Genomic DNA, 19,673 nt, shown 5'->3' with positions numbered 1-19,673 from the left:
ATGATAAAATCCATGACAGGGTATGGACTCGCCGTCCATGATTCGGGCAGCACAAAGTACACCGTTGAAATTAAATCCCTGAACAGTAAATTCCTGGAACTATCCCTGCGCATACCGCGCTCATTCTCCGATAAGGAGTTCCAACTGCGTACCGAATGCAACAAGCAAATAGAACGCGGCAAGGTTAACTTATCCATCAACGTTGAACAGGCTGCACAAACAGTTAAAGCGGCAGGCATCGATAAAGTTTTACTGAAACATTATTTTGAGCAGTTAAAATCGGTAAGCGAAGAACTTAACGAACCTGCTTCAAACCTTTTTCAGCTGGCCCTGGGTTTACCCGAAGTAGTAAAATACGATGATGAGTCAGTATCGGAAGAAGAGTGGAAAGTGGTTGAACAAACCTTTCAAAAAGCCATCAAGGCATTTCAGCAATTTAGGTTGGATGAAGGTAGTGTACTGGAGCAGGATATCAAATCGCGCATACTCATCATTATGGATAACCTTAAAAAAGTTGAAATTGAAGAGCCTAAGCGCATACCCGTTATCCGCGAACGCCTGGATAACTTTTTATCCGAAAGCGTTGGCCGCGAAAACATAGATCAGAACCGCTTTGAGCAGGAGTTGATCTATTACATAGATAAGCTGGACATAACCGAAGAAAAAACACGCCTGAAAGCCCATTGTGATTATTTTTTAGAAACCCTGAAAAGTGCTGACGCCAATGGCAAAAAGTTAGGCTTCATCTCGCAGGAGATCGGCCGCGAAATAAATACCATCGGCTCCAAAGCCAACGATGCCAACATGCAAAAGCTGGTAGTAGGCATGAAAGAAGAACTGGAAAAAATAAAAGAACAACTACTGAATGTATTGTAGGCGAGGGTTATCAGGTTACTTGTTGTTGAGTTATTAGGTTGTTTGTTAACACCTTTAACTAATAACTCAACAACCTATAACTCAACAACTATTAACTAATGAGCACACAAGGCAAACTCATCATATTTTCGGCACCATCGGGCGCGGGTAAAACTACCATAGTAAGGCACTTACTAAAGGAAATTCCCGATCTGGAATTTTCCATTTCGGCAACTACCCGCCAGCCACGCGGCGATGAACGCGATGAAAAAGATTATTATTTCATCAGCAAAGAGGATTTTTTGCACCGCATAGCAAAAAAACAGTTCGTTGAGTTTGAAGAGGTGTACTCAGGTACTTTTTACGGTACGCTGCGTTCTGAGATACAGCGCATTTGGGATAAAGGCAAACACGTTATTTTTGATATTGATGTTGAAGGTGGCCTGCACTTAAAACGTAAATATGAAGAGCATGCTTTAGCCATATTCGTTCAGCCGCCATCGTTAGAGGTTTTAAAGAAGCGTTTAACCGGCCGCGGCACGGATAGTGCCGAAAAATTAGCCGAACGTTTTGTAAAAGCAGAAAAAGAGCTCAATTATGCTCCACAATTTGATATCATCCTAAAAAATCACGAACTTGAAACGGCATGCGCCGAAGCTAAGGTTTTGGTGACTGATTTTTTAAAGAAGGATATTTAACTGACCCATTGCAAATGAAGATAGGCTTACTATTCGGCTCGTTCAACCCTGTACACATCGGCCACATGATCATTGCTAATTACATGGCAAATCACACCGATCTGGATAAGGTATGGCTGGTGGTATCGCCCCAAAATCCGTTAAAAAAGTACGGCGACCTGATCAACACCTACGACAGGATTGAAATGGCCCGCCTGGCTACCGATAATGCAACCAACATTCAAGTTAGCGATGTTGAACTGCAATTGCCCCAGCCATCATACACTATCGATACGCTAACCCACCTTAAAGAAAAGTACCCGCAGCACGAGTTTGCCATTATTATGGGATCGGATAACCTGGTTACCCTGCACAAATGGAAAAACTACAAACTCATACTGCGCGATTACCAGATATACGTGTACCCACGCCCCGGTTATGAAAATACCGACCTGGCCACCCATCCATCCGTACACATCACCATGACACCGCTGATGGAACTATCGGCAACCTTTATCCGTAAATCCATCGCCGAGAAAAAGAACGTACAGTTTTTTGTACCCGAGCCTGTGCTGAAGTTTATTGAGAGCAAGGGATTGTACAGGCACTAATTTGATTTCGGAAGTCGGATTTTCGATTTCGGATTTATTATCACCGGTCATGCTGAACTTGTTTCAGCAACCCATCTTACAAGTAAAAACAGCGACATTAATTGCACAACAGGAATGATATTCAAATTAGTTAAATTTGAGTAATGAAGGTCTTCGCAATAACAGTTCTCCTTGTTTTAAGCGGCATTACCGCTTCTGCTGCCGACACCACAATGCTGAAGCTAATGCAGAAAGTTATAGAGTTGGAGGTTCCGAAATACTACCAATATTTTTATTTACTTGATGAACCGGCAAAAGGTGAAACTGATCACTTTGATTTAGAATCAGATTCAAAGTCTGTTTTAAACATCCCGTTCAATGAGTTTAAAATAAATGTCAAAACAGACACTACATCATTTAAATGGTGCGAACTTCTGTTGCCACGGGCTAAATGCGTGGATAATGAACATTTGCCCAAGCACGTATATTCGATGGTTAAAGTTGTACGAATAATAGCCTGTACGAGCCGAGCGGCTGCTAAAAGACTTAATCTTAAAAACAACGATACCATCGCTGTTTTTAGTCGCCCAAACGCAAGCCAAAAACAGGTAGATAAAGCACTAAAGAAAGCTACGGCAACACATAATGCATATTGCGAAAAAGCAAATTCAGCTTTGCCTTTGGAGGAGCGAAACTATTTCCGATTTTCGAAACCATTTTTTTCGAATGACCGGCGTTATGCCTATATTGAGGTGTCGCGAGCGGACGGTGGAAGTCGCTGTATTTTTAAAAATACTAATGGGAATTGGGATTTGGTTAGAGAAACACGCGTCGCTTATTAAAAGCCGATTCCGAATTTAAAAATTCCCTAACTTTGCCCCGTGAGCAAAAAACCATCCTAAACTACAACTCCTACCACTTTTAGGTATCAATAATATTTGGTGGCATGTAAATTTGAAAACTTATTGCTTATCTTTATAAAAAAAGGAAATGCTATGCTTTCTAAAAACAAGATACATGAACTTATAGATCATATGCCCGAAGATTTTTCGGCAGATGAATTGATAGAAAAAATTATTTTGCTACAAAAAGTTGAAATTGGCCGTCAACAGATTAAAGATGGAGAAAGCTTAACCGAAGAAGAAATGGATAAGCTAATAGATTCATGGCAGTAAAAATAGTTTATTCGGATATTGCCAAAAATGACCTGTTAGGTATCTATAATTTTATTCGCCGCGATTCGCTGTTCTACGCAAAGAAAGAAGTAAACGATATAAGAACGGTTATCAAAATACTTAAAGCGAATACTTCTCGTGGAAAGGTATCAGTAGATTTTGAAGGTGCACGAGAACTTTTATTTAAACATTACCGAATAATTTATGACGTGATACCGGACGAAGAAGTTCACATTATAACCATTCATCATCATTCCCGTTCTATCTCCAATAATCCGGCTTTCACCAAGAAGTTATAATCCCTAACTTTGCCCTGTGAGCGAAAAAACCATCCTTAAACTACAATTACCTACCGACCCGCTTTGGGTGAAGAACGTGGTAGAAAGCAATATTGAAGAACTGCTGACCGACCATGCCTATTGCGAGCAAAAGGCGGCTACTAATGCCATTACCCTTATTACCCAAAACCCCAACTTCCCCGACCTGGTAACCGAAATGGCACTTTTGGTGCAGGAAGAAATGGACCATTTTAAGCGCGTACACGACATTATCATCGCACGCGGATATGTATTAGGCAAGGAGCGTAAAGATGACTACGTGGGCCAGTTGGCTAAGTTTAACAAGCCCGGCGGCAGCCGCCTTAACCAGATGATAGACCGCCTGCTGCTATCGGCCATGATTGAAGCCCGTAGCTGCGAACGCTTCAAGGTACTCTCCGAAAATATTAACGACGAGGAACTATCCAAATTTTACCACGAGCTGATGATAAGCGAAGCCACCCACTACACCATGTTTTTGGGCCTCGCTAAAAAACACGCCGGCACCATTGATGTGGATGCCCGCTGGAAGGAGTTTTTAGCTTACGAAGCGGAGGTGGTTAAGAATTATGGGAAGAAGGAAACAATACATGGGTAGCCTTATGAGAAAGGCTGCGCTGATATTATTACTTTGCTTTGAGTTTTGTTTGGTGTTTGGGCAAAGTCATTACCCATTAAATCGTCGGCCAACAAATGCTGAAGATAAACTGGCCGAACAGAACAATAATTGCTTACACCGGAATAAATATACGGCATCCCAACGCCTGCGATTTTATCCGTTTAATAAAGCCGTGTATGTTAAATTAGTCTCTTTTGAAGATTATTCTGCAGGACCACCCAGCAAAATCCATATAGACGGTAATACTTCAAAACGGGTTAACACCGATTCTATTTATGAATCTAAAATTCCGTTTAGAAATAAATACATTAATTATTCCGTCTTCAAAGAAATTAAGGTGATTGATAAGTTCAGTCTTAATAAACTAACGGATATCCTATACAATATTGGTGATAAGGCACCTAACTGGATCGGCGATTCCGGATATAGTTGTTACTCTCCCCGAAATGCTATTTTGTTTATTGACGACAAGGGGAATACCTTTGCGCATATAGATATTTGTTTTGAATGCCACCAATACCGTGTAAGTTCCGAAAAAATTAAAATGGGCGAGTTTTGCGAGCAGAAGTTCGATATTATAAAAGGCTTCTTCAAGTCTACCGGTATTGAATACGGTGTAACGAGAATTAAATAGTATAACCGTCATTATAAGGTACAAAGCAATTTTCGATAGGTTGGTAAACAGTATCCAATGCTGCGAATGTATAAGTTAGGATTGCTTCGTGCCTCGCAATGACGCGGTTTTTAACCCTTCCCCTTCAAAACACCCACCACATCCTCCATATACTTCCTGATGATCTCCATGTCGATGCCATCATTAATGAGCCCAATATGCATATCGGGGCGGATGATGAGTGTTTTTTGGTAGGGGGCCATTACTTCAAAAGCATCAAAAACATGCTGATTACGTGCTGATGGCGGCAGGTAGAAAAAGTTGAGCAGGTTGGGGTAGGTCTGGCTGATCCATTTGGCCAGGCTGAAAAGGTCCATCTCGGTAATTTTACCCATGGCTATGAAAGTGAAACCCGGCTGGGCGCACCATTCGTGCAGGTCGGTTTCGGTTTGTTTCTTTTCGTCGTATAGTTTAAGGTAGGGCAGCCTGTCGCCGGCTTTTATTTTTGCAGATCGGCTCAGGTGCAGGTTAAGCTTGCTTTCGCGATAGCTGATACCCGTTTGCGATATTTTGATGAAGAACTTTTGTCGCAGTTTAACGCTGCCCCAAGCCCACTTTAATATCATCGGTAAAAACCAGGTCTTTAGCTTTCTCACCCAAAACCTTTCCGAAAGGATAAAAGTAAATGCCTTATCGGTCGTTTTTAGCAGGTCTTTAGCTACCGGCATACGTTCTTCGGCATAACTATCCAATATGGATAGCTTGAATTGCCCGTTTACTACGCCTGCCAGTTTCCAGGCCAAATTATAAGCATCCTGCAAACCGGTATTCATACCCTGCCCGCCAACCGGCGAGTGGATGTGCGCGGCATCGCCAATTAAAAAACAGTTCCCGTTTTTAAAACGATCCGCCATGCGGTGATGCAGGCGGTATGTGGTAAACCAATGGCATGCTACAACAGGCAGGTCAACTTTTACAACTTCGGTAAGGTATGGTTTAATATCGTCTATCGTAAGGTCTTCGCGCCCGTTCAGTTCGGCAGGCAAAATACCTACCACGCGGTACCTGTTCTCTTCGGGCATCAAAAAAAATGCAGCAAAACCGTGTGCAGCAAGGTACAAATGCACATTGCCATCATCCGCTTTCTCAAGTGTAACATCGGCCAGGTAAAACTGGTGCTGGTAGGTATCGCCGTTAAACGGGATATCCAATTCCTTCCGCACCGGGCTGCGGGCGCCATCCGCGCCGATAAGCCAATCACAGGTCAGTTTTATTTCTTCGCCATCGCTGCTAAGCAATACCTCGGTGATGTCTCCTTTCTGGCTGAGCGATGTAAGTGTGGTATTCCAATAAACCGGCAAGCAATTTTGGGTCAGGTAATCCAATAAAAGGCGCTCGTTTTTACTTTGCTGGTACATCAGTAAAAACGGGAACGGGGTTAATTGCCCGCCCATATCCCGCAAGGAAAGCTCGGCTACTCTTTTGCCATCCTGATTTAGCGATACGCCTTGCGCCTTTTTACCATTGGGTAGGATGCCATTCAAAATACCTAATTGCCGGTATATCTCCAGCGACCTTGCCTGAACAGCTAATGCTTTTGAATACGGCGTTGGCCCTTGCTTACTATCAATAATAACAGGTTGTATACCGTTACGCAGCAATTGGGCAGCCATCATTAGTCCCGATGGGCCTGCGCCTACAATTAAAACCGATGTATGCTGCTGCGTTATTTTCATCCCTAACTACAAACCCGATAACAGAAAAATGGTTGGTTTTTTATGCAGGTCGGGTATTTGTTTTTTCCAGTCGGCAATGGTTTGGGTTTTAACAAACTCATCTTCGGCAGTTAAGTTACAGGCTATGCATAAGTGTGTACGCGGATTACAACTGCGCAATATCTCCTCCAACATGGGCGTATTACGGAACGGCGTTTCTATAAACAATTGTGTTTGCTTAAAGCGGATGGAATTATTTTCCAGGTCTTTAATCTTTCTGCCGCGCTCGGCTTTATCTATCGGCAAATAGCCGTGGAAAGTAAAACTCTGCCCGTTAAATCCGGATGCCATCAGTGCCAGTAAAATGGAGCTTGGGCCAACCAAGGGCACCACTTTAATACCGCGTTTGTGTGCCTCGGCAACAATATCGGCGCCGGGGTCGGCAATGCCGGGGCAACCGGCTTCACTCATCAGGCCAACAGAACGACCGGATTCGAGCCCGACAAAAAACTCGCCCAGGCTGCCGCCGCGCTGGTGTTTGCCATAGTCGTGAATAACCAATTGATTTTGCGGGATGCTGATACCCGCCTCCTTCAAAAATTTTCGCGCGGTTTTTTCGTTCTCTACAATATACTCGCCAATACTGTTTATTGTTTCGGTAAGATAAGGGGTATACGATTTTTGCGCCGCGTTATCGGCAAGCGGAACCGGGACCAAATAAAGTGTTCCTTTAGGCATATACAAAAATGGGCTTTTTTTTGTAATTTAAGGTTTTTGAAAGGAGGGTAAATTATGAGATCGTTAGGGATTAACTGGTTTATTGAGGGCCGTATTGATTTTGAGCTCAAAAAATACGTCCTGCTGGATTACCTGCAGGAGATAAACCGCCACTTTGACCGTAGCAAACTGTACCCCAACCTTACCGACCTGATCTACCATTACAATAACCTGGTTAGCTTTAGGGATAATAAAAACACGCTGCAGCAGGCTTTCCCGCAAAGGTTAACACAGGTAGAGATAATGGCCGTAAAACTCACTTACCAAAAAATAGTGGAAGATGATAACTTGTTAAAGGAGATAGAGCAGATAATAGCTTATGCCCTTAAGCAGATGGACCCGGCCATAAAAACAGGCAAAGAAATTTACGATTTTGTGGAGCGCCACCTCAACATTGAAACCGTTGGCGTAATACCGCTATTACCTTACCACGGCTATTTTACACTGCGTAATGGTACCGAAAAAAGCAATTACGTGTACGAATACAACATTACCATTTTTGAGGGGAAGGATGATAAATACCGCGGTATCAATACCCGCTTTGTTGATTTGTACGAACGTGGGATAATCAATACACCCGAAGCCATAAAAAGCGACCTCATTTATCGTTACAAACACCTGCCCAACCCGGCGGTATACCATGTGGAAAGCGATATTTGTTTCCCGCTGGAGCAAACGTTGTTACCTGTGGCAAAGAAGTGTTTGGTGAAGTTTATATCGCAGGTGGCATAGATTTAGGATACCAGTTTCTTGATATGAAAAAGAAAAAAATGATTTTAAAAGTTAGTGAGAATGACCCGGCTGTTGGTTATTTATATTTAGGTAACGATCCCGAAAAACCTAAAAAGGTTGACAAAACAGTATGGTTATCTGATCTGATAGGGAAATATACAGGGCCCTCAATATATTTAGATTTTAAAGATGGAGAATTAATGGGTATAGAGATCTTGGGAGATTAAAATACAGATTTAAAATATGAACAGTTCCCTGCGAGTGGCAGCGAAACAATTTCTATAGGTGCTCCTCGATGATACCTGTCGAAGACCCGTTGCGCAGAGGTTGCTTCATACCTCGAAAGGTCGTAGTACTTTTTAAAAAAATATAAATTTAAACAGGCAGGTCAACAAATTAAAATAGTAATGGTTAATTAGTGTAAAATAAAGACCCCATGAAATTCACCTTTTACGGACATTCAACATTTGAACTCGAAATTGATGGTACCAAGCTATTGTTTGATCCATTCATCACACCAAACGAACTGGCTAAGCATATTGATGTGAACAGCCTGAAGCCCGATTACATCTTATTATCGCACGGCCACGGCGACCACGTTGCGGATTTGTTTGCGATCCAAAAAAACAGCGGCGCCAAGGTTATCTGCATTGCCGATATCTCGCATTGGCTGGGTAAACAAGGCATAAGCAATACACACCCAATGAACATTGGCGGTGGATATGATTTTGACTTTGGCCGGGTAAAAATGGTATATGCCCTGCACTCCAGCTCCATGCCCGATGGCAGTTACGGTGGTAACCCTGCAGGCTTTGTAATATACGCACAAGGCAAAAAGATATACTTTGCCGGTGATACCGCACTAACTTATGATATGAAGTTGCTTGCCGATGAAAAACTGGATTGGGCCATTTTACCTATTGGCGATAACTATACCATGGGGATTGATGATGCCATTAAAACAACTGATTTTATAGCCTGTAAAAAGGTTATCGGGGTACATTATGATACATTCCCGGTAATAAAGATAGACCAGGCCGAGGCCCGTTCTAAATTCGGGAAAGCGGGCATTGACCTCCACCTGCCTGCCATTGGCGAATCGATGGAACTGTAAATAAAAAATGCCCCTGGGTTTTTCGGGGGCATTTTTTTTAGTAATGATACATTTTAGCCTTTTTGCTGGTATCGATTTTTACCACCTTCTTTTTAATGGCGCCTTTATGGGTGCGTTTGATTTTAACTACAGAATCAGCAGGTGCGGTTTTACCCGGAGTAACTGCATAAGCACCGGCAAAGCAAAATGCAGCTAATGCTATTAATAAACTTATCTTTTTCATGGCTCAGTTTTTAGTGTATGCATGTACAACTATTACTGTGCCAAATTGTTTCTGAAACAAAAAAGCCCCGAATTTGCATCCGGAGCTTTGATAATTTAACGCAGGCTACATTTTTGTAGCTGCGGTATCTTTTTTCATTTTTGTTTTCTTTTTTATAACCCCTTTATGGGTTTTCTTCACTTTAACTGTTGTATCGGCAACAGCCAAATTTTTAACCGGTGTTGCGGCATATACACTGCCAAAACTTATAGCGGCCAATGCTATTAAACTTAATACCTTTTTCATAGTTAATTTTTGTTGATTTATTAATTAACTACTACAGTATCAAATTGTTTTTATATCACTGTTCCGTCAGGTATAACGGCGCGCTTTTTAAGCACAACAATGCCATCCATAACGGTGTATTTACCGTAATCACCATTTTCTAACGGAGTACCGCTAACATTAATTTTAACATCGTTACCGATGTGGCAGTTCTTATCTACAATGGCGTTTTTAATGTGGCACCTATCTCCTATACCCATTATAGGGATACCACTTTCGCGGGCTTGTTGTAGTTGCTCAATGGTTTGGTACTCATCGCTACCCATAATGTAGCAGTTATCAATAACGGTATCAAAACCAACGCGGGTACGTATACCAATTACCGACCGGGTAATATGGCTTGCATTAATAATGCACCCATCAGATATGATGGTATTATTTAGGGTTGGCCCTGATATTTTAGAGGGCGGCAACATGCGTGAGCGGGTATAGATATGGTACTTGCCGAAAAGGTTAAACTTAGGGATATCATCAGTTAACTCAAGGTTAGCCTCGAAGAATGACGCTATGGTACCGATATCGGTCCAGTAACCCTCGTATTGGTAGCTCAACACTTTGTGGCTGTTGATGGATTGCGGCAGTATCTCTTTACCAAAGTCGGTACGGTCGTTACCTTGTAAAAGGCTATATAATACTTTGCGGTTAAAAATATAGATACCCATTGATGCCAGGTAAATACGCCCCGCGGCTTTCATTTCGGGGCTAACCTCGGATACCAACGTTTCGAAATCTTTTTTAGGTTTCTCAACAAAGGCGTTTATCCAGTTTTCCTTATCTGTTTTCAGGATACCAAAACCAGGCACATCCGCAACGTCAACAGGGATGGTAGCGATAGAGATATCGGCATTTGCTTTTTGGTGTTTATCCAGCATGTCTTCAAAATCCATCTGGTAAAGCTGATCTCCCGAAAGGATCAAAACATAATCAAACTCGTGTACCGAAAGGTGGTGCAGGCTCTGCCTAACCGCATCGGCAGTACCCTGGAACCAGCCACCGCTGGTAGGTGTTTGCTCTGCTGCTAAAATATCAACAAAAGCATCGCTAAAGTTGCTAAAATGGTAGGTGTTTTTTATGTGTTTATTTAACGAAGCCGAGTTAAACTGCGTGAGCACAAATATACGATCGATACCAGAGTGCAGGCAGTTTGAGATGGGAATATCTACCAACCGGTATTTACCGGCAATAGGCACTGCGGGTTTTGAGCGCGATGCAGTAAGTGGTGATAAGCGGCTACCCTGGCCGCCTCCAAGTACAATGCAAATTACATTCGATGTCATATTATTAGAGTTTAAGGCTTTCATATAAATTAACGTATTCTTTTGCCGATTTATCCCACGAAAAATCGAGCGCCATCATTATCTGTCTGATCTTTTTTAAATGCGGTGTATTTTTGTATAACTCATAGGCCCGGCTAACGGCATATACAGCCTCCTCGGCTCGTATGTTATTAAACTTAATACCATAGCCCCCTTCTTCGCCAAAATCAATTATCGAGTCTTTTAAGCCACCTGTATTGCGCACAATAGGTACGGTGCCATAGCGTAACGAGTACAGTTGGTTTAAGCCGCAAGGCTCCACCCGCGATGGCATGAGCAGAAAATCGGCTCCGGCATATACCTGGTGCGCCAGTTCTTCATTGTAGCCAATATATACTGCGCAGCATTGCGGGTATTGTTCTTTTAGTTCGAGCAAGGCATGTTGAACTTCAGTATCGCCTGATCCTAATATCAAAAAGTTCAACTCCTGGTTATGCTCGTCTAAGCTGGCGCGGATGATAGCCGGGAGCAGGTCGGCGCCTTTCTCATCAACCAAACGGCCAATAAAGCTGAACAATGGCTTATCGGATGATATACCAAAGCGCTCACACAGTGCTTCTTTATTTTTCTTTTTACCGGCATCAACGGTTTTAACAGTATATCCCTTGGTCAGCATAGGGTCGGTAGCCGGGTCCCAAACTTGAGTATCTATTCCGTTGATGATGCCTACACCCTTTTTGTACTCGGTATAAAACAGGTATTCAAGCCCGTTTGATTGAATGGTTAACTCGTGCAGGTAGCTTGGCGATACGGTACTGAATCTCCAGGCACATTTTACTGCTGATGCTAAAGGATTAATGCCTCCGCGCCAATCCAGCAAACCGGTTTGCCATTGATCTATCTCGGGCAGGTAATATGATTTATCCCAACTGAACGCACCATGGTATTGGCCATTGTGTATGGTTAAAACGGTAGGCGTATTTGCAAGGCGTTTATACAGATCAGAATGATAAATCAAAAACGGTATTAAACCTGAATGATGATCGTGGCAGTGAATAACATCGGGCTTTTGTTGCGACCAGTAGATCCAATCTAAAAAAGCCAGTTGAAAGAAAACAAATTGCTCCGTTTCATCCGGATAGCTGTACACGTTCTCACGATCGAGCAGCCCGGGGGCCTTTATCATAAACAACTCAAAACCCAGTATATCTGTTTTTTCTTTCAATACTTCAAACTCGTATCGCTTTTTGCCTAAAAGCGTTGATCCCCGGAACACGCTATCAAACTCATTTTCCCGGGTAAACTTACGGTCGTAAAAAGGCATCACTACCGATGCCTCATGGCCCATTTGGTTCAGATATTTTGGCAACGCGCCAACAACATCGCCCAAACCGCCAACTTTTGCAACGGGATAACATTCGGCACTCAGGTGGAATATCTTCATCAGGGTGTTAGTACAATCGTATTTATGAAATATAGGCTAAGTTAATAACCTGCAACAAGGAAATGTGTTTTTTATGAATTTTTATATGTAATACAATAAATTACATTCAACAATACAAGCATTAAAGCTATAAACCTGTTTTTTTCAATTATTGATAGCATTTTATCACGCATCAAGCACTTACAAAATACCAAATCAATAAAAAAAGCCCCAAATAAGGGCTTCAAATTAGCAAATATTCAATTTATTGAATGCAGTAACTTATTGGTAAGCACTTATTATTTTTTTACAACCCTCCATCACCATATTAAAAACCGGTGCAAATAGTGTATCATCATGGTAAGGATCGGGTACTTCTCTATCGCCGAGCAGCATTTTTACTTTAGCACGGTCGGCATCAGTGCTGGCAAGGCGCAATACATCGGCCTTATTATTACGGTCCATAACTAAGATCAGGTCGAACTCATCAAAATCGCTTACGCGAAACTGACGGCAAACCTGGCTGCTGATGTCGATGCCATTGTTCTTTGCTTCGCGGGTGGAGCGCCTATCGGGCCCCTGGCCAATATGCCAGTTGCCTGTACCCGCCGAGTCGATCTCCCAATCCAGTTTGTTCTCCTTTACCAAATGCTCCATAATGCCATGCGCCAACGGCGAACGGCAAATGTTGCCAAGGCAAACCATAAGTATCTTCATAAATTATAAGGGCTTTGGTGTACAGGTTGTACGTTTAGTTAATTTTAGTTTGATGGGGACGGTGCTCGAAACGGGCAACAACTCCAACACCGAATCGTCTTTCATCGTCAAGCTAAAGGTATCCTCATATACTCCTGAGTTAAAACAGCCGCCCGGGTTTTTCAAATGATAGTTGGCATCGCAATAAAAACCTTTGACGTGGAGTTTGCTTTCTTTCTGATCATAAGTGGCCCCGGCATATTCAAGCCAGTGGCCCTTGTTCATGCAGGTATCAGTACCATAATTTACCTTGCTGAAATTTTCCATGCGGATAAAAACCGAATCGCAGCTAAAGCGGAAGTTGTACAGGGTATAGTTTACCAGTTGTTTGCTGTTGCCGATGGTATCTTGTTTCCACTCGCCTTGTAATGCTTTAACACCATTGCCCTGGAGCGGTGGATTAAAACTACAGGAAAAGAGGCATGAAGCAAGAAGCAGTAAGCAAGAAGCCCTTTTTAAGTTGAAAGTTAAGAGTTGAAAGTTAAAAGGCTTCTGCATTGGGCGTAAATATAAAGACCCTTTCGCTCATCACGAAAGGGTCTGTGTAAATATCGGGCTTTGTTTATTTCAAACCGCCTATCATGTCTTCGGGTTTAACCCACTCGTCAAACTGCTCGTTGGTGAGTAAACCTAAACCGATAGCGGCTTCGCGCAATGAACTTCCGTTCTTCAATGCGGTTTTAGCAATTTTAGCAGCGTTCTCATAACCGATGTGCGGGTTCAAAGCAGTTACCAGCATCAATGAGTTTTCGAGGTGCTTTTTAATGCCTTCGTAGTTTGGCTTTATGCCAACAGCACAATGATCGTTAAACGATACGCAGGCATCGCCAATTAAACGGGCCGACTGTAAAAAGTTAGCTGCCATAACCGGTTTAAACACGTTCAACTCGTAATGGCCGTTTGAACCACCGATAGAGATGGTAACATCATTACCCATTACCTGCGCGGCAACCATAGTTACGGCTTCGTTTTGGGTAGGGTTAACTTTACCCGGCATAATAGATGAGCCCGGCTCATTATCCGGAATATGTATTTCGCCAATACCCGAGCGCGGACCCGAGGCCAGCATACGGATATCGTTAGCTATCTTCATTAATGATACGGCAATTTGTTTTAATGCACCGTGGCTCTCAACAATAGCATCGTGAGCGGCAAGGGCCTCAAATTTGTTCTCGGCAGTGCGGAATGGCAGGCCGGTAAATTGAGCGATGTAATCGGCAACCTTCACATCGTAACCTTTAGGCGTGTTGATGCCTGTACCAACAGCCGTGCCGCCAAGGGCAAGTTCGCTCAAGTGATCCAATGTATTGCGTAAAGCACGTAAACCATGATCTAATTGTGATACATAGCCTGAAAACTCCTGTCCCAAAGTTAAAGGCGTAGCATCCATTAAGTGGGTACGGCCAATCTTAACCACGGCTTTAAACTCTTCAGATTTCGCTTTCAGCGTATCGCGCAGTTTTTCAATGCCGGGGATGGTCACATCGATCAGCATTTTGTATGCCGCGATGTGCATGGCTGTAGGGTAAGTATCGTTTGATGATTGTGATTTGTTCACATCATCATTGGGGTGGATAAAGGTTTTACCTTCTCCCAGTTTGTTACCTGCCAATACGTGCGCACGATTAGCAACAACTTCGTTCACGTTCATGTTCGATTGCGTACCCGAACCTGTTTGCCAGATCACCAACGGGAACTCGGATGCCAAACCACCTGCCAATATCTCATCGCAAACGGCTGCTATCTGGTCGCGTTTATCAGCGCCAAGCACACCACAATCGGTATTGGTATAAGCTGCAGCCTTTTTTAAGTAGGCAAACGCGGCTATAATTTCTTTAGGCATTGAAGCCTCGGGGCCAATTTTGAAATTGTTACGTGAGCGTTGTGTTTGCGCTCCCCAGTATTTGTCGGCAGGTACCTGTACCTCGCCCATGGTATCGTGTTCTATTCTGAAACTCATGGTATTATAATTTGGCGCAAATATATGTTGATTACACCGATTTCAAAGTTGATTACACTGATTATTTTGCAATAGGCTTGGTTGCCTGGTATCTAAAATCGTTAAACTTCACCTGTCCTTGTCCAATGGCGGCCAAAGCTATTTTTAATGCAAAAAAACCTTTATAATTATTGTGTTGCAGGCTGGTAACTATAACATCATTGGCTACTATCGTCCAATTCTTTCCGTCATCACTTACCGAAAATGTGCAGTGCTCGCGGTTGTTGTCTATCCGCAATTTAAATGGGCCGTTCTTGGTTCGCGGAAACTCCTTATAATTTCGGGCAGTATCATACACCATATATTTTGTTGCCGTTGCGATAATGCCTGTGAAAGCTTTGTCGTTATAGGAAAGCAATAAGCCGCCTGAACAGCCTTCGCCCGGCCGTATGGTTACTTCGGCGCGGTATGCGGTATCTGTTGGGATGCAAACCAATTTGCGCGCGGTTGCGGGGTCGTTGCCTTTGGCATCAAGGTACAGGCTATGGTCTTTTAACTGAAAATTGTCTACCGTCGGTTGCCACCATATCGTCCACTGCAAACCAAGTTCTTTCCCACCAAAATCATCCGATAGTTCCATTCCGCTTTTTTTAACTTCGTTAACCAATGCCTTTTTAGGCGTTTTAGCGAGTTTGAACCAGCCATCTTTTGTCCATTCTATCGGTTCAACCAAATTAAAACGGCCAAGAGTATAATAGCCGTTTTTGTAAGCATGATAAACTATCCACCAGTTGCCGTTCACATCATCAATAATGGTACCGTGGCCCTTGCTCCACCAGGGCTCGGTAGCCGAGTAGGTATGAACAATGGGATTATAGGGCGAGTTTTCCCAGGGCCCGTTAATGCTTTTTGAGCGTGCCGATACCACCATGTGACTTGTTTTTGGCCCCGCGGTACCACCCTCGGCACTGGTTAAATAAAAGTAATCGCCATGCTTAACTATTTTGGGTGATTCGAGCCATTTGCCCTCGGTTACCCATTCTTTCGGAAAATCCCAACCGTTGTAAACAACTTTCATGGGTTGGCCATCAGTAGCCAGACCATCGTCAGTCAGGTTAACGCGGTTGCCGCCATTTAAAAACAGGTAGCGTTTGCCATCTTCGCCTACGGCATGGCCCGGGTCTATATTATTTACTTTCAGATTTATAGGTTTGCTCCATGGCCCGGTTATCTTATCGGCCCATATTACGTAATTGCTGCCCGCCGGGAAATAGATATAATACCGACCCTGGTATTTAAGCATATCGGGCGCGTACACGTTACCGGGTACAAATGGCAGCGCCCGGCAAATCGGCTCCCAGTGCATCAGGTCGGTAGAGTGCCAGATGAGCAACCCCGGCGCGTTGGAAAATGCAGAGTGGGTCATATAATAATCCTTGCCTTCGCGGATGATGGTCGGGTCGCCATAATCTCCAGCTAAGGATACTTTGGGATAGTCTTGTCCCAAACAGCTTGTGCCGATCAGAAATAAACATCCTAATGCGCAATAAAATGCGAATAACTTATTCATAACTCTGCAATTAAAAGGTCGTGGTCATTTTCCAATTGTCGCCAATTTTTGTGCCTCTTTTTTGGTGATCTGGATAATGCCCGGATGCTTTGGTATGGAAAAATTTGTTGCTTTCATTACTCCTTCGTTAAAGTGTCCAAGGTTGGTAAAGTTTACAAAGTCGGTAGTTTCGCTAAAGCCGAAGTTGTGGGGGTTAATGCGGTAAATATCATACACCAATATCCATTTATCCTGGCCAATAAGTTTGTAAACGGTGGGAGCCTCATCACCTACTTTTTCGGCATCCACCCGTTTAGGTATACTAACATAACCTGTATTCACCGAATCGGAAACGGCCTGCTCCACGTGCGAGCCACCATCGTGCAGGGCATACATCATGTGGTATTTATTGCCTACTTTGGTAATGTCGGCATCAATATACTCAGTGCCGCCGGGGTGGTCAAAAATTGGTTTGGGCAGGGTTTCCATCGCTGTAAAATCTTTGTTCATATAGGTATAGTATACCTTACACTTTTCTTTACCAAAATGTATGGTAAAATACATCATGGTTTTCTTCTTCACTTCGTCGTATATCAGTTCGGGTGCCCAGGCGCAGCCTATGTCGGCAAGTTCAGGGAAAGCTTTGTCTACCCGCAGCACGGTGTGCGTCCAATGTATCAGGTCTTTCGATTTCATTAAAACTATGCCGCGGTTATTTCCCCAACCGTATTTTTCCACATCGCGTTCCCATAGGGTGGTACGGTAACCCTCTTTTTGGGCGTAGATGTGCAGATCGGTAAGGGCAAGGTAGAATGTACCATCGGGTGCGCGGTAAATATATGGGTCGCGAATGCCTTTTTGTTCGGCAATGGTATCGCCTTTAATTACAGGCGCTCCGTTATTTACATCGGTAAAGCTATACCCGTCTTTGCTAAGGGCAAAATGCAAACTATGGTCGGCATCTTTAAAATAAACCATCAGGTAAGCGCCCATATCCTTTTCGGTGGGCACTTTTATCTTTTTTTGTGCGTAGGCAAATGGCAGGGCCAAAAACAGCAAAATGATATTGCTGATCAGTGTTTTTTTCATAATTGGTTTGTAATGATTTACAAGGCTAATAAATAAACGTCGTTTTTACAATTATAATTTTTAAGTAAGCAGATCATACGCTTAAATTTGTTGTGCCGATATAAATTATAATCTGCCAAAACCGATCAAATGTATGGCGGCAAAACTTATATTTGTTTTAAACTGACTTCACAACCATGAAAAAAAGCCTTGCCTTTTTGCTGTTGGCACTATTTATTAAAACCGCCAGCGCCCAGCTTACCCCTTTTGAACAACACAAGGATAAAAACTATACAGCCACTTACCCTGAAGTGATTAGCTATTACCAAAAACTGGTAAAAGGAAAAGCGCAGGTAAGAATGATCAATTACGGCACGACAGATATTGGAAAGCCGCTCAGTTTAATTGTGCTTTCGCGCGATAAGGTTTTTGATCCTGCACAGATCAAAAAGCAGTGTAAAACAGTTATCCTTATCAATAACGGTATCCACCCCGGCGAGCCCGAAGGCATTGATGCCAGTATGATGCTGGTGCGCGATATGCTGAAAAAGAACAGCCTGCCTAAAAATGTGGTGGTATGCATTATCGCTCTATACAATATTGATGGCAGCATGAACCGTGGCGTTTCGCGCATTACACAGAACGGGCCGGAGGCTTATGGCTTTCGCGGCAACTCACGCAACCTGGACCTGAACCGCGATTTTATTAAGGCCGACAGCCGCAACGCGCTTGCTTTTATGCAAATACTGAACACATGGCAACCACAGGTTTTTTTAGATAACCACACCAGCGATGGCGCCGATTACCAATACGTAATGACGCTGATTGAAACACAAAAAGACAAACAAAACCCCATATTGGCCAAATATACCGGCAATACCTTAACGCCCGAACTATACAAACGCATGAAGAAAAGCGGGTATGAAATGACGCCTTATGTGGAAGGTGTACGAGGTACGCCCGACTCGGGTATTGTGGCTTTTATTGAAACGCCACGATTTTCAACAGGTTATACCGTGCAGCATAACATCATCAGCTATGTTACCGAAACGCATATGCTAAAGCCCTTTGCGCCGCGCGTGTATTCTACTTACGATTTTATGCAGAACCTGATCGATATCTGTGAACGTGATGCCGCGCTTATCCGCAATCTGCAGCAACAGGCTGATGAACAGGTGAAGCAACAAAAAACATTTGCCCTGAACTGGAAACTGGATGCAAGCACGTATGATACGATAACTTTCCATGGTTACGAGGCCAAACACAAACCCAGCGATGTAAGTGGTGTAAGCCGTTTGTATTATGACCGTAATAAGCCCTACAGCAAGCCTATCCGTTACTATAACAAATACGTAGTAACCGCTACTGCTGATAAACCGGTGGCTTATATTATCCCGCAGGCATGGGCTAAGGTGATAGACCTTTTTAAATTAAATAAGGTGGCCATGAAACGCCTTACACATGATACTACACTGAACCTGCAGATGTATTATATTGGCGATATGCGCACCCCAACCCGCCCTTACGAAGGCCATTACCTGCACAGCAATGTACAGCTAAAACCAACAGACATGGCCGTTAAGTTTTTCGCGGGCGATTACGTGGTTTATACCAACCAGGCCATTAACCGCTATATTGTTGAAACGCTGGAGCCGCAGGGTGTTGATTCCTTTTTCGCCTGGAACTTTTTTGACTCGGTGCTATCCGAAAAAGAGCATTTCTCTGATTACGTATTTGAGGATATTGCCGCCGACCTGTTAAAGAAAGACCCGGCCCTGAAACAAAAGCTGGATGAACAAAGCGCCAAAGACCCTAACTTTATTAAGAGCGCCAACGCGCAGCTGGAGTTTATTTACCTCAACTCGCCTTACCACGAAAAGACCGGGAACCGCTACCCGGTGGGTAGGTTAATGAAGGATGTGAAATTATATTTGAAGTAAGAAATTATATA

The 19,673-nt window shown here is 43.2% G+C and carries 23 protein-coding genes; 12 read left to right on the top strand and 11 right to left on the bottom strand.

Going from position 1 to position 19,673, the window contains the following annotated elements; all coding sequences use genetic code 11:
• The 8 genes from KXQ82_RS00400 (at position 1) to KXQ82_RS00365 (ending at position 4,867) form a co-directional block, all read left to right on the top strand.
• Positions 1–876, top strand: coding sequence for a YicC/YloC family endoribonuclease (locus KXQ82_RS00400; protein ID WP_255563330.1), 876 nt, complete (start codon positions 1–3; stop codon positions 874–876).
• Between the two features lie 98 nt (positions 877–974).
• Entirely contained in the window at positions 975–1,553 is a 579-nt protein-coding gene (gene gmk / locus KXQ82_RS00395; RefSeq protein WP_219485758.1) for a guanylate kinase, read from the top strand.
• Between the two features lie 14 nt (positions 1,554–1,567).
• A complete protein-coding gene (nadD, locus tag KXQ82_RS00390) occupies positions 1,568–2,143 on the top strand; it encodes a nicotinate (nicotinamide) nucleotide adenylyltransferase (RefSeq protein WP_219485757.1) in 576 nt (191 codons plus the stop codon).
• A 143-nt stretch (positions 2,144–2,286) separates the two neighbouring features.
• Complete coding sequence (locus tag KXQ82_RS00385; RefSeq protein ID WP_219485755.1) at positions 2,287–2,964, top strand: hypothetical protein; 678 nt, start codon at positions 2,287–2,289, stop codon at positions 2,962–2,964.
• Between the two features lie 99 nt (positions 2,965–3,063).
• The gene (locus KXQ82_RS00380) at positions 3,064–3,297 is read left to right on the top strand and encodes a hypothetical protein (RefSeq protein ID WP_219485753.1); all 234 of its coding nucleotides are present in this window, start codon (positions 3,064–3,066) and stop codon (positions 3,295–3,297) included.
• Positions 3,288–3,596: a type II toxin-antitoxin system RelE/ParE family toxin gene (locus KXQ82_RS00375; protein ID WP_219485751.1), complete on the top strand. Its 309-nt coding sequence runs from the start codon at positions 3,288–3,290 to the stop codon at positions 3,594–3,596. Before KXQ82_RS00380 ends, KXQ82_RS00375 begins: the two co-directional genes overlap by 10 nt.
• 16 nt (positions 3,597–3,612) lie before the next feature.
• A complete protein-coding gene (locus KXQ82_RS00370; protein WP_369412406.1) occupies positions 3,613–4,212 on the top strand; it encodes a MiaE family protein in 600 nt (199 codons plus the stop codon).
• Positions 4,184–4,867 carry a hypothetical protein gene (locus tag KXQ82_RS00365; RefSeq protein ID WP_219485749.1) on the top strand — a complete coding sequence of 228 codons (684 nt, stop codon included), beginning with the start codon at positions 4,184–4,186 and terminating at the stop codon, positions 4,865–4,867. Before KXQ82_RS00370 ends, KXQ82_RS00365 begins: the two co-directional genes overlap by 29 nt.
• A 110-nt stretch (positions 4,868–4,977) precedes the next feature.
• Here the strand turns inward: KXQ82_RS00365 and KXQ82_RS00360 are convergent, their stop codons facing one another.
• Together KXQ82_RS00360 and KXQ82_RS00355 are read right to left on the bottom strand one after the other, a co-directional pair.
• Entirely contained in the window at positions 4,978–6,582 is a 1,605-nt protein-coding gene (locus tag KXQ82_RS00360; protein WP_219485747.1) for an FAD-dependent monooxygenase, read from the bottom strand.
• 6 nt (positions 6,583–6,588) lie between these two features.
• A complete protein-coding gene (locus KXQ82_RS00355) occupies positions 6,589–7,299 on the bottom strand; it encodes an SAM-dependent methyltransferase (RefSeq protein WP_219485745.1) in 711 nt (236 codons plus the stop codon).
• A 54-nt stretch (positions 7,300–7,353) separates the two neighbouring features.
• Between KXQ82_RS00355 and KXQ82_RS00350 the strand changes: the two genes are divergently transcribed.
• From KXQ82_RS00350 to KXQ82_RS00340, 3 genes are all read left to right on the top strand, one after another.
• Positions 7,354–8,070 (top strand): hypothetical protein, encoded by a 717-nt coding sequence (locus KXQ82_RS00350; protein ID WP_219485741.1) that lies wholly within the window; start codon positions 7,354–7,356, stop codon positions 8,068–8,070.
• A 23-nt stretch (positions 8,071–8,093) separates the two neighbouring features.
• A complete protein-coding gene (locus KXQ82_RS00345; RefSeq protein WP_219485739.1) occupies positions 8,094–8,297 on the top strand; it encodes a DUF2283 domain-containing protein in 204 nt (67 codons plus the stop codon).
• A 209-nt stretch (positions 8,298–8,506) separates the two neighbouring features.
• Positions 8,507–9,184 carry a metal-dependent hydrolase gene (locus tag KXQ82_RS00340; protein WP_219485736.1) on the top strand — a complete coding sequence of 226 codons (678 nt, stop codon included), beginning with the start codon at positions 8,507–8,509 and terminating at the stop codon, positions 9,182–9,184.
• A gap of 37 nt (positions 9,185–9,221) precedes the next feature.
• Here KXQ82_RS00340 and KXQ82_RS00335 read toward each other — a convergent pair whose 3' ends face one another.
• The 9 genes from KXQ82_RS00335 to KXQ82_RS00295 all read right to left on the bottom strand — a co-directional run bounded on the left by KXQ82_RS00335 (position 9,222) and on the right by KXQ82_RS00295 (position 17,743).
• Positions 9,222–9,407: a hypothetical protein gene (locus tag KXQ82_RS00335; protein WP_219485733.1), complete on the bottom strand. Its 186-nt coding sequence runs from the start codon at positions 9,405–9,407 to the stop codon at positions 9,222–9,224.
• Between the two features lie 105 nt (positions 9,408–9,512).
• Positions 9,513–9,692 carry a hypothetical protein gene (locus tag KXQ82_RS00330; protein WP_219485730.1) on the bottom strand — a complete coding sequence of 60 codons (180 nt, stop codon included), beginning with the start codon at positions 9,690–9,692 and terminating at the stop codon, positions 9,513–9,515.
• Between the two features lie 50 nt (positions 9,693–9,742).
• Positions 9,743–11,008, bottom strand: a complete 1,266-nt coding sequence (locus KXQ82_RS00325) for a glucose-1-phosphate adenylyltransferase (RefSeq protein WP_219485727.1) — start codon at positions 11,006–11,008, stop codon at positions 9,743–9,745.
• 4 nt (positions 11,009–11,012) lie between these two features.
• Positions 11,013–12,431, bottom strand: coding sequence for a glycogen synthase (locus KXQ82_RS00320; protein ID WP_219485724.1), 1,419 nt, complete (start codon positions 12,429–12,431; stop codon positions 11,013–11,015).
• 261 nt (positions 12,432–12,692) lie between these two features.
• Positions 12,693–13,127, bottom strand: a complete 435-nt coding sequence (locus tag KXQ82_RS00315) for a low molecular weight protein-tyrosine-phosphatase (protein WP_219485721.1) — start codon at positions 13,125–13,127, stop codon at positions 12,693–12,695.
• A gap of 3 nt (positions 13,128–13,130) precedes the next feature.
• A complete protein-coding gene (locus KXQ82_RS00310) occupies positions 13,131–13,664 on the bottom strand; it encodes a fumarate hydratase (protein ID WP_219485718.1) in 534 nt (177 codons plus the stop codon).
• Between the two features lie 64 nt (positions 13,665–13,728).
• Positions 13,729–15,126, bottom strand: coding sequence for a class II fumarate hydratase (gene fumC, locus KXQ82_RS00305; protein WP_219485715.1), 1,398 nt, complete (start codon positions 15,124–15,126; stop codon positions 13,729–13,731).
• 61 nt (positions 15,127–15,187) lie between these two features.
• Complete coding sequence (locus KXQ82_RS00300; RefSeq protein ID WP_219485712.1) at positions 15,188–16,675, bottom strand: family 43 glycosylhydrolase; 1,488 nt, start codon at positions 16,673–16,675, stop codon at positions 15,188–15,190.
• A 24-nt stretch (positions 16,676–16,699) separates the two neighbouring features.
• Complete coding sequence (locus KXQ82_RS00295) at positions 16,700–17,743, bottom strand: glycoside hydrolase family 43 protein (RefSeq protein WP_219485706.1); 1,044 nt, start codon at positions 17,741–17,743, stop codon at positions 16,700–16,702.
• A gap of 176 nt (positions 17,744–17,919) precedes the next feature.
• Between KXQ82_RS00295 and KXQ82_RS00290 the strand changes: the two genes are divergently transcribed.
• A complete protein-coding gene (locus KXQ82_RS00290) occupies positions 17,920–19,662 on the top strand; it encodes a M14 family zinc carboxypeptidase (RefSeq protein ID WP_219485704.1) in 1,743 nt (580 codons plus the stop codon).
• Positions 19,663–19,673: the final 11 nt, after the last annotated feature.

The organism is Mucilaginibacter rivuli (assembly GCF_019391655.1).
In the GTDB taxonomy this organism is placed as follows: Bacteria; Bacteroidota; Bacteroidia; order Sphingobacteriales; family Sphingobacteriaceae; genus Mucilaginibacter; species Mucilaginibacter rivuli.
Note: the sequence above shows the minus strand (reverse complement) of the source record. Positions and strands in the feature narration are given on the sequence as shown.

What these genes read in the sequence shown, in the direction of transcription:
- KXQ82_RS00400 (WP_255563330.1), top strand. Translation starts at nt 1, where the DNA reads ATGATAAAATCCATGACAGGGTATGGACTCGCCGTCCATGATTCGGGC.
- gmk (WP_219485758.1), top strand. Translation starts at nt 975, where the DNA reads ATGAGCACACAAGGCAAACTCATCATATTTTCGGCACCATCGGGCGCG.
- nadD (WP_219485757.1), top strand. Translation starts at nt 1,568, where the DNA reads ATGAAGATAGGCTTACTATTCGGCTCGTTCAACCCTGTACACATCGGC.
- KXQ82_RS00385 (WP_219485755.1), top strand. Translation starts at nt 2,287, where the DNA reads ATGAAGGTCTTCGCAATAACAGTTCTCCTTGTTTTAAGCGGCATTACC.
- KXQ82_RS00375 (WP_219485751.1), top strand. Translation starts at nt 3,288, where the DNA reads ATGGCAGTAAAAATAGTTTATTCGGATATTGCCAAAAATGACCTGTTA.
- KXQ82_RS00365 (WP_219485749.1), top strand. Translation starts at nt 4,184, where the DNA reads ATGGGAAGAAGGAAACAATACATGGGTAGCCTTATGAGAAAGGCTGCG.
- KXQ82_RS00360 (WP_219485747.1), bottom strand. Translation starts at nt 6,582, where the DNA reads ATGAAAATAACGCAGCAGCATACATCGGTTTTAATTGTAGGCGCAGGC.
- KXQ82_RS00355 (WP_219485745.1), bottom strand. Translation starts at nt 7,299, where the DNA reads ATGCCTAAAGGAACACTTTATTTGGTCCCGGTTCCGCTTGCCGATAAC.
- KXQ82_RS00350 (WP_219485741.1), top strand. Translation starts at nt 7,354, where the DNA reads ATGAGATCGTTAGGGATTAACTGGTTTATTGAGGGCCGTATTGATTTT.
- KXQ82_RS00345 (WP_219485739.1), top strand. Translation starts at nt 8,094, where the DNA reads ATGAAAAAGAAAAAAATGATTTTAAAAGTTAGTGAGAATGACCCGGCT.
- KXQ82_RS00340 (WP_219485736.1), top strand. Translation starts at nt 8,507, where the DNA reads ATGAAATTCACCTTTTACGGACATTCAACATTTGAACTCGAAATTGAT.
- KXQ82_RS00335 (WP_219485733.1), bottom strand. Translation starts at nt 9,407, where the DNA reads ATGAAAAAGATAAGTTTATTAATAGCATTAGCTGCATTTTGCTTTGCC.
- KXQ82_RS00330 (WP_219485730.1), bottom strand. Translation starts at nt 9,692, where the DNA reads ATGAAAAAGGTATTAAGTTTAATAGCATTGGCCGCTATAAGTTTTGGC.
- KXQ82_RS00325 (WP_219485727.1), bottom strand. Translation starts at nt 11,008, where the DNA reads ATGACATCGAATGTAATTTGCATTGTACTTGGAGGCGGCCAGGGTAGC.
- KXQ82_RS00320 (WP_219485724.1), bottom strand. Translation starts at nt 12,431, where the DNA reads ATGAAGATATTCCACCTGAGTGCCGAATGTTATCCCGTTGCAAAAGTT.
- KXQ82_RS00315 (WP_219485721.1), bottom strand. Translation starts at nt 13,127, where the DNA reads ATGAAGATACTTATGGTTTGCCTTGGCAACATTTGCCGTTCGCCGTTG.
- KXQ82_RS00310 (WP_219485718.1), bottom strand. Translation starts at nt 13,664, where the DNA reads ATGCAGAAGCCTTTTAACTTTCAACTCTTAACTTTCAACTTAAAAAGG.
- fumC (WP_219485715.1), bottom strand. Translation starts at nt 15,126, where the DNA reads ATGAGTTTCAGAATAGAACACGATACCATGGGCGAGGTACAGGTACCT.
- KXQ82_RS00300 (WP_219485712.1), bottom strand. Translation starts at nt 16,675, where the DNA reads ATGAATAAGTTATTCGCATTTTATTGCGCATTAGGATGTTTATTTCTG.
- KXQ82_RS00295 (WP_219485706.1), bottom strand. Translation starts at nt 17,743, where the DNA reads ATGAAAAAAACACTGATCAGCAATATCATTTTGCTGTTTTTGGCCCTG.
- KXQ82_RS00290 (WP_219485704.1), top strand. Translation starts at nt 17,920, where the DNA reads ATGAAAAAAAGCCTTGCCTTTTTGCTGTTGGCACTATTTATTAAAACC.